This window comes from Methylobacterium sp. 174MFSha1.1, from assembly GCF_900116815.1.
GTDB lineage: Bacteria > Pseudomonadota > Alphaproteobacteria > Rhizobiales > Beijerinckiaceae > Methylobacterium.
In genome coordinates, this window is the sequence record NZ_FPCB01000013.1 from 164,985 (window position 1) to 177,854 (window position 12,870).

The 12,870-nt window shown below is 71.7% G+C and carries 14 protein-coding genes; 9 read left to right on the forward strand and 5 right to left on the reverse strand.

Features of this window, described 5'->3' with window-relative positions:
- Window position 1: 1 nt before the first annotated feature.
- Window positions 2-613 (reverse strand): aminoacyl-tRNA hydrolase, encoded by a 612-nt coding sequence (gene pth / locus BM430_RS12680; RefSeq protein WP_093567611.1) that lies wholly within the window; start codon window positions 611-613, stop codon window positions 2-4.
- A gap of 90 nt (window positions 614-703) precedes the next feature.
- On the reverse strand, window positions 704-1,396 hold the full coding sequence (locus BM430_RS12685; RefSeq protein WP_093567612.1) for a 50S ribosomal protein L25/general stress protein Ctc: 693 nt from the start codon (window positions 1,394-1,396) through the stop codon (window positions 704-706).
- A gap of 295 nt (window positions 1,397-1,691) precedes the next feature.
- Here BM430_RS12685 and BM430_RS12690 point away from each other — a divergent pair, with 295 nt between their 5' ends.
- The gene (locus BM430_RS12690) at window positions 1,692-2,258 is read left to right on the forward strand and encodes a retropepsin-like aspartic protease family protein (protein ID WP_093567664.1); all 567 of its coding nucleotides are present in this window, start codon (window positions 1,692-1,694) and stop codon (window positions 2,256-2,258) included.
- Window positions 2,259-2,277: 19 nt separating this feature from the next.
- Here the strand turns inward: BM430_RS12690 and BM430_RS12695 are convergent, their stop codons facing one another.
- The 3 genes from BM430_RS12695 to BM430_RS12705 form a co-directional block, all read right to left on the reverse strand.
- Window positions 2,278-2,907 (reverse strand): TadE/TadG family type IV pilus assembly protein, encoded by a 630-nt coding sequence (locus BM430_RS12695; RefSeq protein WP_244539466.1) that lies wholly within the window; start codon window positions 2,905-2,907, stop codon window positions 2,278-2,280.
- 122 nt (window positions 2,908-3,029) lie between these two features.
- Window positions 3,030-3,677, reverse strand: a complete 648-nt coding sequence (locus BM430_RS12700) for a TadE/TadG family type IV pilus assembly protein (RefSeq protein ID WP_093567614.1) — start codon at window positions 3,675-3,677, stop codon at window positions 3,030-3,032.
- Window positions 3,678-3,772: 95 nt separating this feature from the next.
- Complete coding sequence (locus tag BM430_RS12705; RefSeq protein WP_093567615.1) at window positions 3,773-4,267, reverse strand: pilus assembly protein N-terminal domain-containing protein; 495 nt, start codon at window positions 4,265-4,267, stop codon at window positions 3,773-3,775.
- A gap of 296 nt (window positions 4,268-4,563) precedes the next feature.
- Between BM430_RS12705 and BM430_RS12710 the strand changes: the two genes are divergently transcribed.
- The 8 genes from BM430_RS12710 (at window position 4,564) to BM430_RS12745 (ending at window position 12,867) form a co-directional block, all read left to right on the forward strand.
- Window positions 4,564-4,728, forward strand: a complete 165-nt coding sequence (locus tag BM430_RS12710; protein ID WP_093567616.1) for a Flp family type IVb pilin — start codon at window positions 4,564-4,566, stop codon at window positions 4,726-4,728.
- 243 nt (window positions 4,729-4,971) lie between these two features.
- The gene (locus tag BM430_RS12715; protein WP_093567617.1) at window positions 4,972-5,478 is read left to right on the forward strand and encodes an A24 family peptidase; all 507 of its coding nucleotides are present in this window, start codon (window positions 4,972-4,974) and stop codon (window positions 5,476-5,478) included.
- A gap of 281 nt (window positions 5,479-5,759) precedes the next feature.
- Complete coding sequence (gene cpaB, locus BM430_RS12720; protein ID WP_093567665.1) at window positions 5,760-6,569, forward strand: Flp pilus assembly protein CpaB; 810 nt, start codon at window positions 5,760-5,762, stop codon at window positions 6,567-6,569.
- Window positions 6,570-6,715: 146 nt separating this feature from the next.
- On the forward strand, window positions 6,716-8,164 hold the full coding sequence (locus BM430_RS12725) for a type II and III secretion system protein family protein (RefSeq protein WP_244539475.1): 1,449 nt from the start codon (window positions 6,716-6,718) through the stop codon (window positions 8,162-8,164).
- A gap of 71 nt (window positions 8,165-8,235) precedes the next feature.
- Window positions 8,236-8,940, forward strand: a complete 705-nt coding sequence (locus tag BM430_RS12730; RefSeq protein ID WP_244539467.1) for a CpaD family pilus assembly protein — start codon at window positions 8,236-8,238, stop codon at window positions 8,938-8,940.
- 129 nt (window positions 8,941-9,069) lie between these two features.
- Window positions 9,070-10,314 (forward strand): CpaE/TadZ family protein, encoded by a 1,245-nt coding sequence (locus BM430_RS12735; RefSeq protein ID WP_093567620.1) that lies wholly within the window; start codon window positions 9,070-9,072, stop codon window positions 10,312-10,314.
- Between the two features lie 56 nt (window positions 10,315-10,370).
- The gene (locus BM430_RS12740; RefSeq protein WP_093567621.1) at window positions 10,371-11,849 is read left to right on the forward strand and encodes a TadA family conjugal transfer-associated ATPase; all 1,479 of its coding nucleotides are present in this window, start codon (window positions 10,371-10,373) and stop codon (window positions 11,847-11,849) included.
- Between the two features lie 52 nt (window positions 11,850-11,901).
- Entirely contained in the window at window positions 11,902-12,867 is a 966-nt protein-coding gene (locus BM430_RS12745; RefSeq protein WP_093567622.1) for a type II secretion system F family protein, read from the forward strand.
- Window positions 12,868-12,870: the final 3 nt, after the last annotated feature.

Genomic DNA, 12,870 nt, shown 5'->3' on the forward strand with positions numbered 1-12,870 from the left:
GTCAAGCCGGCTTCTCGCCGACGCGCTTCACCTCGTCCCAGCCGCGGCCCGCCATCGCGACGTGGACCTTGTTCTGGAAGCGGGCATCCTCGCCCGCGGCCATCAGCTCGGCGGCGTCGGCCATCGCGTCGCACAGGTCCTCGACCCACGGCATCTCGGCCTTGGCGAAGTCGTTGAGGACGTAGGCGTGGACGAGGGCCTTGTCGCCCGGATGCCCGATGCCGAGGCGGGCGCGCCAGTACTCGTTGCCGCATTGCGCGGTGATCGAGCGCAGGCCGTTATGGCCGGCATTGCCGCCGCCCCTCTTCACCCGGAGCTTGGCGGGGCTAAGGTCGAGCTCGTCGTGGAACACCACCACGGCCTCGAGCGGGATCTTGTAGAAGCGCTGCGCCTCGGCCACCGCCCGGCCGGATTCGTTCATGAAGGTCAGCGGCTTCAGGAGCAGCACGCGCTCAGGCCCGATCACCGCCTCGGTGCAGTCGCCCTGGAACTTGCGCCGCCACGGCGCGGCGCGGTGGCGACGCGCGATCGCGTCGAGCGCCATGAAGCCGATATTGTGCCGGTTGCCCGCGTAGCGAGGCCCGGGATTGCCGAGGCCGACGAACAGACGCATGGCGAAATCAGGCTCCCCGAGAAAAGGGAAACGCCCCGGGTCTCGCGACCGGGGCGTCTCGTGGCTGTCGAGAGGTGAGCCGGTAGCGGCTCAGTCCTCCTTGGCCTCGTCGTCCTTGGCGGCCTCTTCGGCAGCCTCGGCCTCGGCCTCGGCGGCCGACTCGGCGCGGGCGGCCTCGGCCACCGCGGCCTCCTCGGCCTCGACCTCGGCGCCGAGCACCGTCGGCGGCACGACCGTGGCGACGACCTCGTCACCGGCGAGCGCGAAGGTGACGCCGGCCGGGGCGGGCAGGTCGGAGACGTGGACGGTGTCGCCGATCGCCTTGCCGGTCAGGTCGACGGTGATCGCGTCGGGGATCGACTCGGGGGCGACCTCGACCGTGACGGTGTGGTGCACGACGTTGAGTGTGCCGCCCTCCTGCTTGATGCCGGGGGCCGCGTCCTCGTTGGTGAAGTGCACCGGCACCTCGACCTCGATCGACTGGCCGGCGACGACGCGCAGGAAATCGACGTGCAGCGGCACGCCGGTGACCGGGTCGAGCTGGAAGTCGCGCGGGATCGCCCGGACCTTGCGGCCGCCGGCATCGATCTCGAACACGGTGGTGCGGAAACCGCCGGCGTAGATCAGGGTGCGGGTGCGGATGAGGTCGATGGCGATGGCCTGCGGCGGCTTGTTGCCCCCGTAGATGACGGCCGGCACCTGGCCCTGGCGACGAACGGCCCGGGCGGCCCCCTTGCCGACCCGGTCGCGTGCCACGGCCTCAAGCGGCTTCACGGCGCTCATGGCGTGATCCTTAAATCTCTGGTGTTACGGATGGCTCAAACGCCGAAGGCCGCCCCCTCGAGGACGGCCCTGTGAACCGGCGTCGCCACGCCCGTTCCCATGACGGGACGATCCGGCCTCCAAGGGTGTCCGGCGGGCGGGGGTGCAGCTAGCAGAGACCGGCCGCGATGGCAAGGTCGCGGTGCGGACGGGACAAGGACGAGGATACCCGCGGGTTCCGGGCATCGGTCCGACGGATCCTTAACCCCCGGGGCGCGAGCCTCGGGCCCGTCTTCCCCGATCCCGGAGATTGTTCGTGACGCGCCCGATCCTCTGGGCCCTCGGCGTGCTTGCCGGCGCCGCCGTCACCGGCGGGTCGATGACCGAGCGCTTCGCCCGGATCGGCCACGGCCAAACGCAGAGTCAAACCCAAGGCCAGACTCGAGCGCCGGTCCAGGCTCCGGCGCACACCCGCGCTCCCGCCGAGGCGCCCCGGCTCGCGTCGGGCTTCGACGCGAGCGTGACCCTGTCCCAGGACCCGTCCGGCCATTTCCGCGCCCACCCGCAGGTCGAGGGGCAGGTCCTGCGCATGCTGGTCGATACCGGCGCCACGCTCTGCGTCTTCACCCGCGAGGATGCGGACCGGATCGGGCTCGCCGTCGCCGAGCGCGACTTCACCGCGCAGGTCGGCACCGCCAACGGCACCGTGCCGGCGGCGCGCGTGCGGGTGCGCGAGATGCGCCTCGGCGGGATCGCGGTGCGGGACGTCGAGGCCCTGGTGCTGCCGCGGGGGCGCCTCGAGACCAGCCTGCTCGGCATGTCGTTCCTGCGCCGCCTGCGCGGGTTCGAGGTCGCGGCGGGCCGGATGATCCTGCGGGGGTGAGGCCGGTTCGTAACACGCCCTACCTGCTCGGGCAGGCCCCGCCGTTGCTGTTGGAGACGACGGTCGGCAGCACCACCTCCGGGCTCGCCGTGACCGAGGCATTGTAGACCTTGCCGTTGCGCACCGGCCAGATCACGGTCTCGGTCAGGGTGCCGAGGTTGAACCGCCGGGCGAAGCTGGCGGCGAAGACCGGCCGGTAGGCCATCGACAGTTCGACGACGACGTAGCGCGCGCCCGCCCTCTTGAAGACGTCCGGCACCGGCGGCAGGTCGGTCGGGCGGGTGGGTCCCGGCACGGCGGCGTTGCCGGCATCCACCGCGTAGGAGCAGACCCTGGCCCGGCCGCCCGCATCGTAGACCCCGACCGCCTTGGCGGCGATCCGTGCGCCGGCCCCGTCATAGGGTGCCAGCACCGCCCGCCCGGCCTTGACGATGAGGGCGAACTGGCTCGCCGGAATGTCGCCGCCCTCCCGCGCCACCAGATCGGCCATGGTGCGGGCCGCCAGCGTCACCTTCCGGTAATTGCTGATGTAGCCGGCCAGATCCGTCGTGCCGAAATAGAGCAGCAGCAGGAGCGGCAGCACCAGCGCGAATTCGACCGCGGCGACGCCGTCCTGCCCGCACCGGAAGCGCGCGAGCGCGTCACGCACAGGTTCCGAGCGCGCGAGCGCGTCACGCACGGATTGCGAGGGCGCGAGCCCGTGACGCCTCCATCCCGAGCGCGCGAGCCCGGGCCGGACGGCGCCCGGACGGCCCGGGGCCCGACGGGCGATCACTGGAACGGCTCGGTGCGGAAGGCCACGGTGCTCTGGAGCACCCGCCGGCCGTTCGCCAGCGTGTGCGGGTTGAGGAAGCCGAAGAAGACCGGGAACTCCGCCGCCGCCTGAACGATCACGATCTGGCTCGGCCCGGGCTTCTGGTACTTGGTGCCGAAGTCGCTCCGCCAGGACCGCGCGTGGGCGTCGACCGGGCTCGCCGGCGTGAAGCTGGCGCCGTCGGCCAGAGCCAGCACGTCGACCTTGAGGGTGCTGCACGAGAAGATCGCGACCCGGCTGGCGCAGATCGCGTCCCTGAACTTCCGCAGGGCGACCTGCTGGGTCGTGGCGTCGGGCGGCGGGGGCGGATCGGCCGCGCGGGCGGCCTGGAACTGCCCGGTATAGAGCTGGCGGGCCGCGCCCGAGACGGCGTTGTCGAGGACCTGGCCGGCGAAGAACGCGAGGGCGGTCTCGGTGATCGCCGCGATGAGCAGGAAGAACGGCAGCCCGATCAGCGCGAACTCCACCGCGGTCGCCCCCTCGCGGGCGGACGGGAAGCCGGCAATCCTCGAGCGGATCGCGGCGATCCTGCGTCGGATCGCGATGCTCCGGGACCGGAATCCCACCGGGGCGGTCCGCGGCGCGGGCGGGCGGCGACGGAGCATGGCGCGGCTCAGGTTCGGACCGGCGCTGCGGGCGGGGGCCGGGGCGGGCCGGCGACGGGCCCGGGACCCTGGACGGTCATGCGCAAAGCCGTCGCTCAGCGCGTCGGGGCCGTTCCGCCGGCCGTCGCGAGCGAGTTGCGCTGGCCGGCCTGTCCGCTCACCTCGGAGAAGTAGCGCTGCGCGTCGCCGAGCTGCACCGCCGGCTGGCAGGCGGGCGTGCAGGAATAGGATTCGCGTTCGAGCCCGCGCTGCACCGTGATCACCGACGGGTTGCCGGCCCGCACGCTGATCGCCGATTCGGCCAGCATCGTGCCGGCCGCGTCCAGGGCGATCAGGTTGGTGCTGCCGAAGCTCTTGCCGGTCAACACCACGATGCCGTTCCGCTGCAGCGACACGTCGGCGATGATCGGGTTGCCGACGATCACCGTCGCGGTGCGCTCGGGCAGGCGGATCACCTTGGCGTTGTCGACCGAGACGGTGACCGTGGCGCCGTCGCTCGCCGGCGCCGCGGCGGCCGGCAGCGCGAGGAGCAGGAGGCCCGCGGCGAGGCGCGCGGCGCGCGGGACGCTCGGGCGGCGGGGCGGGCTCATCGGCGCGGGCTCATCGGCGGAGAGGTCTTTCGGACGCGATCGGGGCTCCCGGCCATCAAGCGTCGGATGGGTTGACAAACCGCTAAGCCGGCTCGGCTGACCTGCCCTTGGGGAGGGCCGGCACGCGCCGCCGGCACACAGTCGTTAACCACGGCCGTGATTTCGGATCGGCAGCCCGGGATCCACGACCGTTTTAACCCAACCTCAACGGCCGCGGCCTAGCTTGTCGTCAGTCCCGATCGGCGCCAGTCGATTGTCGACGGACTAACCGATACCACTCAGGCGGGAACACAGTTATGATCACCAAGCTGAAGCGTTTCGTCAGCGACGAGTCGGGCGCCACCGCGATCGAGTACGGCCTGATCGCGACCCTCATCGCCATCGCGGTGATCGCCGCGGCGAGGGGCCTCGGCAACGGCCTGGGCGCGACGTTCAACAACATCGCCGGCAACCTGAAGTAAGACGCGCCGGGCCGACCCGCACCGGGCGGGTCGGCGCGCTCCTTATCGCGGCGCGGGGCATCGAACCGGCCTTCGCCTGGCGGCTCGGTCCGCGCGTCGCCGCACGGCTCGCAATCCGCGAAAACCGCCCGGCCGGTCTCCGCGCGCGCGCCGGAGCGGCCGCGGACGGCGGCTCCCGACGAGCCGGCCGACGGGCATCGCGCTCTTCGCCTGCCTGCCTCCCCGCCTGTGCCGCGAGCCCGCATGGTCAGCCTCTGCCTCCTCGTCGTGTTCCCGTTCCTGATGGCCTACGCGGCGGTCAGCGATATCCTGACGATGACGATTCCCAACCGCATCGGCCTCGCCCTGATCGCCGCCTTCGCGGTCCTGGCTCCGGCCTCCGGGCTCGGCTGGCTCGAAATCGCGAGCCATGTCGGCGCCGGCACGCTTGTGCTCGCGGTCGGCTTCGTCATCTACCTGCTGGGTGCGATGGGAGCCGGCGACGTCAAGCTGGCGGCGGCGACCACCCTGTGGCTCGGGATCGGGGCGGTACCCGACTACCTCGTCGTCACCGCCCTATTCGGCGGCCTGATGGCCCTTGGGCTGGTGCTGATGCGCGGTTACCCCCTCCCCGGTTTCGCGGCGACCTGGCCCTTCGCCCTGCGCCTGCATGACCAGCGCGTCGGCATTCCCTACGGCGTCGCCCTCGCAGCCTCCGCCCTCGTCACCTGCCCGTCCGCGCCGCTGTGGCGGCTGGTGCTGGCGGGCTGAACGCATCCGTCTCGTCGATATTGCCGGCCCGTCGACATGACGGCCGGGCCGATCCGCGGCAGGGCATGGGCTTGAGGCCTCCCGGCCGCGCGCGCGCGTCCGCGCCCCTGCTCCCGGTTGCGGTCGCGCGCCGCGTTTCCACCCAGGGGTAATCCGGACGCCCGCCCGGCCGGTACCGCTTCGTTAACCCTAAGGGCGATTAACCTTAATTTGAGGAATCCGTGGTGGAGTCCGGTCACGGGCGGCTTCCCGCCCTGCCGTTTCCACTCTTCTGGCGCCCCATGAAGTCCTCGCGCTTGCTCCTCATCAGCGTCGCCGCCGTGACCGGCGCAGGGGCCTTCATCGTGATGAGCGGCCGCGAGCCGCCGCCGCCCCCGCCGACCGAGCCGGTCGCCGCGCCCGCCCCCGCCATCGAGATGACGGAGGTGCTGGTCGCCGCCGCCGAGCTGCCGATGGGGCAGTCGCTCAAGCCGGCGGACCTGCGCTGGCAGCCCTGGCCGAAGGGCGCGGCGAGCGACAGCACGCTCCAGCGCGCCAGCGCGCCGACGGCGCTCGAGGACACGGTGGGGTCGATCGTGCGCAGCCCGTTCCTGTCCGGCGAGCCGATCCGGCGCGAGAAGCTGATCAAGGCCAACGGCAGCGGCTTCCTGTCGGCGATCCTGCCCGCGGGGATGCGCGCCGTCGCGATCTCGATCGATGCCCGCGGCTCGAACACCGCCGGCGGCTTCATCCTGCCGAACGACCGGGTCGACGTGCTGCGCATCGCCCGGGACGAGGACGCGGCCCGCGCCGGCGGCGGCGACGCCCAGACCGCCGAGACCATCCTGACCAACATCCGGGTCCTGGCGGTCGGCCAGACCGTGCAGGAGCGCAACGGCGAGCGGGTGGTCACCGGCGACACCGCGACGCTCGAGCTCACCCCGGCCCAGGCCGAGGCCGTGACCCTGGCCCAGAAGGTCGGCCAGCTCTCCCTCACCCTGCGCAGCCTCGCCGATGCCGGGCAGGTCGCCCAGGCCGTGCCGGAGCAGCCGGCCGAATCCGGCCTCACGATCGTGCGCTACGGCGTCACCAAGCAGATGCCCCGCCGATGAGCCCGCGCCCGTCCCGCCTCGACCGCCCGAGCGGTTCCCGCCCCGCGAGCCCCCGTTCCATGACGCACTCCGAGCCTCCCCCGGCGATCCAGCGGGCCGCCGCCGCCCTCCGCGCCGCCCTGTGCTCGGCCTTGATCGCCATCCCGATGGCCGGGCCCGCCGCCGCGATCGAGGGCTTGGGTCTGCGCGGGACGGTCCAGCGCGGCGGCCTCGCGCCGGCGCCGGTGGTGAATGTCGGGCCCAACGAGGCCGACGTGTCGCGCCGCATCGACCTCACCATGGGCCGGTCGCTGGTGATCGACCTGCCGCGGGACGCCAAGGAGGTGTTCGTCGCCAACCCCAAGGTGGCGAACGCCGTGGTGCGCTCGACCCGCAAGGTGTTCATCATCGGCATCGAGAACGGCGCCACCTCGATCTTCGTGATGGACGGCGACGGGCGCCAGATCGCCGCCCTCGACGTCACGGTCGGGCGCGACCTCAACGTGCTGCGCCAGACCCTGGCCGCCAGCCTCCCGAACGGGCGCTTCGACGTGCGGCCGGCGGGCGATTCGGTGCTGCTCACGGGCTCGGTCGCCTCGGCGGCGGAGGCCCAGCAGGCCATCGACATCGCCAACGCCTTCGTGGGCACGGGCGGGGCGGGGGGTGGAAGCGGCGCGCCGGCCCGCGGCGCGGTGATCAACAACCTGACGATCCGCGGCAAGGACCAGGTGATGCTGCGCGTCACCGTGGTCGAGGTGTCGCGCCAGGTCCTCAAGCAGTTCGGCGTCAACCTGAACGCCAGCTGGAGCACGATGAACTTCGTCAACGGCGTGCCGTTCCCGCTCACCGGCGGCTCCTTCCCGGCGGGCAACGGGATCAGCGGCAAGGCCACCTCCGGCGGCTTCTCGCTGCAGGCCAACCTGCGCGCCTTCGAGCAGGCCGGGGTGTCGCGGATCCTGGCCGAGCCGACCCTGACGGCGATCTCCGGCGAGGCGGCGAACTTCACCGCCGGCGGCGAGATCCCGGTCCCGACCAGCCAGAGCTGCTCGGCGGTGCTCGCCTCGAACTCCTCGAACTGCTCGGTCGGCATCGAGTACAAGCCCTACGGCGTCGCGCTGAACTTCACCCCCGTGGTCCAGTCCGAGAACCGGATCTCGATCCGGGTCGGCACCAACGTCACCGAGATCGATCCGCAGAACGCGGTGCCGGTCTCCAACGGCAACAACACCATCTCGGTGCCGGGCCTCACGGTGCGCAAGTCGGAGACGACGATCGAGCTGCCCTCGGGCGGGACGATGATGATCGCGGGCCTGATCCAGCAGCGCAACCGCCAGGCGATCAGCGGCCTGCCGGGCCTGCTCAACCTGCCGGTCCTCGGCGCCCTGTTCCGCTCCCGCGACTACCAGCGCCAGGAGACGGAGCTGATGATCATGGTCACGCCCTACATCGCCAAGCCGATGGATCAGGCCCAGGTCAGGAAGCCCGACGACGGCTTCACCGAGTCGACCGATGCCCAAGCGGTCGTGCTCGGGCGCCTGAACCGCCTCTACGGCACGGTCGGCGGCGCGCCCCTCGCCTCCGGCTACCGCGGCCGGGTCGGCTTCATCACCGACTGACGGCAGCGCGCCCCCGGGCCGCCGGGGAGACATCGCCGAGACCTGAAGACTTCGTCGAGACCATGCCCGCGATGACCCGCATTGCCCTCCGCCTGACGCTCCTCGCCGCCACGGCCGGCCTCGCGGCCTGCGCCGCCGACCGCCGGCTGACCACGGGCTCGACCTACCCGGCGACGGTTCCCGAGCGGCACCCGATCGTCCTGTCGGATTCGCCCCGCAACCTCGACGTGTTCGTGACCGGCACCGGGCACATCGACCCGCGCCAGGCCGACGACGTCGACGCGTTCCTGACCGAGTACCGCCGCTACGGCCGCGGCGTGCTGGTCCTCGAGGTGCCGCGCGGCTCGCAGGTGCCCGGCGGCGCGGTGGAGCGCACCCTCGAGCGGGTCCGCGCCCGGGCGATCACCTTCGGCGTCGGCGCGCGGGAGATCGTCGTCGCGCCCTATCCGGTCGCCAACGTCGCGGTGAGTGCCCCCTTGCGCATCAGCTTCCAGCGCATGCAGGCCAAGGTGGCGGGGTCGTGCGGGCTGTGGCCGCAGGATCTCGGCGTCACGAATGCGGGCTTCAACGCCCGCAACGAATCCTACTGGAACTTCGGCTGCGCCACCCAGGCGAACGTCGCGAGCCAGATCGTCGACCCGGTCGACCTCGTGCGCGGCCGCCAGGAGGGCCGGATCGACACGGTGATCCGGACCCAGAACCTGACCGACCTGCGCACCGGAAAGGATCCATCAACCAGTTGGAAGCAGGATGGTCGCGCGAGCGTGAAGAATTAGGTGGGACTGTGATGACGACGCGCCTGACGAGAGTCGCAGCCGCGACGGGGCGCACCGGCGCCGACCGGGTCCGCTCCGGCGAGGGACGGCCTTCCGCCTCGGGAGCCGCCCCGAGGGGAGCGACGCGCCATGTCTGAGCCGGGCGAACCCACCGGCCGGGTCATCACCCCGGTTCCCCGCATCACCGTGCAGGCCTTCTGCGAGACCGGAGAGGTCGCGGCCGTGATCGAGGCGGCCGCCGGCGACAGGCGGATGCAGAAGGCGCATACGCGCGTCCAGATGGGCGGCGCACCCGCCGCCGTCGAGGCCTATCGCGGCGCGCCGACCCCGAACGTCCTGATGGTGGAGCTCGGCGCGTCCAGGGGCGGCCCGCTCGCCGCCCTCGATAGCCTGGCCGAGGTCTGCGACTCCGGCACCAAGGTGGTGGTGGTCGGCCACGTCAACGACGTGGTGCTCTATCGCGAGTTCATCCGCCGCGGCGTGAGCGAGTACCTGATCGCACCGGTCGATCCCGTGACGGTGATCGCGGCGATCTCCGAGCTGTTCTGCGATCCCGCCGCCGAGCCCCTGGGGCGGACCATCGCGGTGGTCGGCGCGAAGGGCGGCGTCGGCGCCTCGACGCTCGCCCACAACATCGCCTGGTCGGTGGCCCGCGACTACGCCACCGCGACGGTGATCGCCGACCTCGACATCGCCTTCGGCACCGCCGGCCTCAACTTCAACCAGGACCCGCCGCAGGGGGTGGCCGAGGCGGTGTTCGCGCCCGACCGGGTCGACGCGAACTTCGTCGACCGGCTCCTGTCGAAATGCACCGACAACCTGAGCCTGCTCGCCGCACCCGCGACCCTCGACCGCCCGACCGACTTCGTCGAGGGCGCCTTCGACGGGGTGATCGACGTGCTGCGGACGAGCGTGCCCTGCATCGTGCTCGACGTGCCGCATGCCTGGTCGGCCTGGTGCCGGCGGATGCTGATCGGCGCCGACGAGATCGTGGTGGTGGCCGGCCCCGACCTCACCTCGCTGCGCAACGCCCGCAACCTGTTCGAGGTGCTGCGGCAGTCGCGGCCCCACGACCGCATGCCGCGCCTCGTCCTCAACGGGGTCGGGATGCCCAAGCGCCCCGAGATCGCCGTGGCGGAATTCGCCAAGGCCCTCGACGCGCCGGTGGCCGCCACGGTCCCGTTCGAGCCGGCCCTGTTCGGCACCGCGGCCAATAACGGCCAGATGCTGGCCGAGGTGCAGCCCGGCGCCAAGGTCACGGAGATCCTGAACGAGCTCGCCGGTTCCCTCACCGGCCGTGCCGAGATCCGCCGCGGCCGCGGGAACATCCTGGAACCGCTGCTGGCCCGGCTCGCCCGCCGCAAGGCGTCGTGAGCCCCTTCCCTCCCGCCCCGTCCCGTCGCCCGTTTCCGAGAAGGTGTCGCTGATCCATGTTCGGCAGGAGACCCGGAGCGACCGCGCAGAAGGCGCCGGCCCCGCGCCCCGCCGGCCCCGCCCCGGTGCTCACCGAGGCGGCCGCGCCGGTCTTCCAGGACGGCAGGCGGGCCGAGACCGCCCCGCTGAACGTCTCCCTCGCGGTCTCCCGCGAGGCCCCGGTGCCCGTGGAGAGCGGCCGCTCCGACGAGTATTACCGCACGAAGAGCATGATCTTCGGCGCGCTCATCGAGGCGATCGACCTCACCCAGCTCGCCCGGCTCGAGCCGGACGCGGCGCGGGAGGAGATCCGCGACATCGTCATAGAGATCATCGGCCTCAAGAACGTCGTGATGTCGATCGCCGAGCAGGAGGAGCTGCTCGACGACATCTGCAACGACGTGCTCGGCTATGGGCCGCTGGAGCCGCTGCTCGCCCGCGACGACATCGCCGACGTGATGGTGAACGGCGCCAACCGGACCTACATCGAGGTCGGCGGCAAGATCCAGATGACGTCGGTGCGGTTCCGCGACAACCAGCAATTGATGAACATCTGCCAGCGGATCGTCAGCCAGGTCGGCCGCCGGGTCGACGAATCCTCGCCGATCTGCGACGCCCGCCTGCCGGACGGCTCGCGCGTCAACGTGATCGCGCCGCCGCTCGCCATCGACGGCCCGGCGCTCACCATCCGCAAGTTCAAGAAGGACAAGCTCACCCTCGACCAGCTCGTGCGCTTCGGCTCGATCTCGCCCGAGGGCGCCAAGATCCTGCAGATCATCGGGCGGGTGCGCTGCAACGTCGTGGTCTCGGGCGGCACCGGCTCGGGCAAGACCACGCTGCTGAACTGCCTCACCCGCTACATCGACGACGACGAGCGCATCATCACCTGCGAGGACGCGGCCGAGCTGCAATTGCAGCAGCCGCACGTCGTACGCCTCGAGACGCGGCCGCCGAACCTCGAGGGCCAGGGCGCGGTCTCGATGCGCGACCTGATCAAGAACTGCCTGCGCATGCGGCCCGAGCGGATCATCGTCGGCGAGGTGCGCGGGCCGGAGGCCTTCGACCTCCTCCAGGCGATGAATACCGGCCATGACGGCTCGATGGGCACGCTGCACGCCAACTCGCCGCGCGAGTGCCTGGGGCGCATCGAGTCGATGATCTCGATGGGCGGCTACAACCTGCCCTCCAGGACCCTGCGCGAGATGATCGCCGGATCGATCGACGTCGTCGTCCAGGCCGCCCGCCTGCGCGACGGGTCGCGGCGCATCACCCACATCACCGAGGTGATGGGGATGGAGGGCGACGTCATCATCACCCAGGACCTGTTCGTCTACGACGTCGTCGGCGAGGACCAGAACGGCAAGCTGATCGGCCGCCACCGCTCGACCGGCATCGGCCGGCCGCGCTTCTGGGACCGGGCGCGCTACTACGGCGAGGACCGGGCGCTCGCCGCCGCCCTCGACGCCGCCGAGCTGCGCGTGGAGGAGACGGCATGACGTCCCGCGGCGCGGTGGCCCTCGTTCATGCGGGCGCGGGAGGGCGCGGGTGATGGATGTCGAGGCGGTGATCGCGGCGGGCCTGCTCGCGGCGAGCGCGGCGGCGCTCGCCTCCGCCGTGGTGGTGCCGCTCCTGCCGAGCGAGGCCCGGGCCGCCAAGCGCCAGCAATCCCTGGTCGGCCAGCGCCAGGCTGTCGAGCGCGTCCAGGCGGTGAGCCGGCGCGACCAGGTGGCCAAGAGCCTGAAGGAGATCGAGGACAAGGAGAAGAAGAGCCGCGTCAGCCTCGACTTGCGGCTGACCCAGGCCGGGCTGTCGATCTCCAAGGTCCAGTTCTGCGTGTTCAGTGCGCTCGGCGGCCTCTTCGTCGGCGTCTTCGGTCTGCTGATGAGCGGCGACCTGCTGATGGCGGCCGGCCTCGCCTTCGCGGCGGGCCTCGGCGTGCCGCGCTGGCTGCTCTCCTACCTGCGCCAGCGCCGGATGACCCGCTTCATCCTCGAACTGCCCAACGCCATGGACGTGATCGTGCGCGGCATCCGCTCCGGCCTCCCCGTCGGCGACTGCCTGCGCATCATCGCCCGCGAGGCCCGGGAGCCGGTCAAGAGCGAGTTCCGGGCGATGATCGAGGCCCAGGCGCTGGGCATCTCGCTGGGCGACGCGGTCGGGCGCCTCTACGAGCGGATGCCGGTGCCGGAGGCCAACTTCTTCGCCATCGTGATCGGCATCCAGCAGAAATCCGGCGGCAACCTGTCGGAGGCTTTGGGCAACCTCTCTCGGGTGCTGCGCGACCGGCGCAAGATGGCCAACAAGGTCAAGGCGGTGAGCATGGAGGCCAAGGCCTCGGCGGCGATCATCGCCTCGCTGCCCTTCGTCGTCGGCATCCTCGCCTACATCACCAGCCCCGACTACATCTCGCTGCTCTGGACCACCACGATCGGCCACGTGGCGCTGGCCTGTTCCGGCGTGTGGATGCTCATCGGCGTGTTCGTGATGAGCAAGATGATCCGCTTCGACATCTGAGCG

Coding starts and splice junctions, on each gene's coding strand:
- pth (WP_093567611.1), bottom strand. CDS start 613: ATGCGTCTGTTCGTCGGCCTCGGCAATCCCGGGCCTCGCTACGCGGGC.
- BM430_RS12685 (WP_093567612.1), bottom strand. CDS start 1,396: ATGAGCGCCGTGAAGCCGCTTGAGGCCGTGGCACGCGACCGGGTCGGC.
- BM430_RS12700 (WP_093567614.1), bottom strand. CDS start 3,677: ATGCTCCGTCGCCGCCCGCCCGCGCCGCGGACCGCCCCGGTGGGATTC.
- BM430_RS12705 (WP_093567615.1), bottom strand. CDS start 4,267: ATGAGCCCGCCCCGCCGCCCGAGCGTCCCGCGCGCCGCGCGCCTCGCC.
- BM430_RS12710 (WP_093567616.1), top strand. CDS start 4,564: ATGATCACCAAGCTGAAGCGTTTCGTCAGCGACGAGTCGGGCGCCACC.
- BM430_RS12715 (WP_093567617.1), top strand. CDS start 4,972: ATGGTCAGCCTCTGCCTCCTCGTCGTGTTCCCGTTCCTGATGGCCTAC.
- cpaB (WP_093567665.1), top strand. CDS start 5,760: ATGAAGTCCTCGCGCTTGCTCCTCATCAGCGTCGCCGCCGTGACCGGC.
- BM430_RS12725 (WP_244539475.1), top strand. CDS start 6,716: ATGGCCGGGCCCGCCGCCGCGATCGAGGGCTTGGGTCTGCGCGGGACG.
- BM430_RS12730 (WP_244539467.1), top strand. CDS start 8,236: ATGACCCGCATTGCCCTCCGCCTGACGCTCCTCGCCGCCACGGCCGGC.
- BM430_RS12735 (WP_093567620.1), top strand. CDS start 9,070: ATGTCTGAGCCGGGCGAACCCACCGGCCGGGTCATCACCCCGGTTCCC.
- BM430_RS12740 (WP_093567621.1), top strand. CDS start 10,371: ATGTTCGGCAGGAGACCCGGAGCGACCGCGCAGAAGGCGCCGGCCCCG.
- BM430_RS12745 (WP_093567622.1), top strand. CDS start 11,902: ATGGATGTCGAGGCGGTGATCGCGGCGGGCCTGCTCGCGGCGAGCGCG.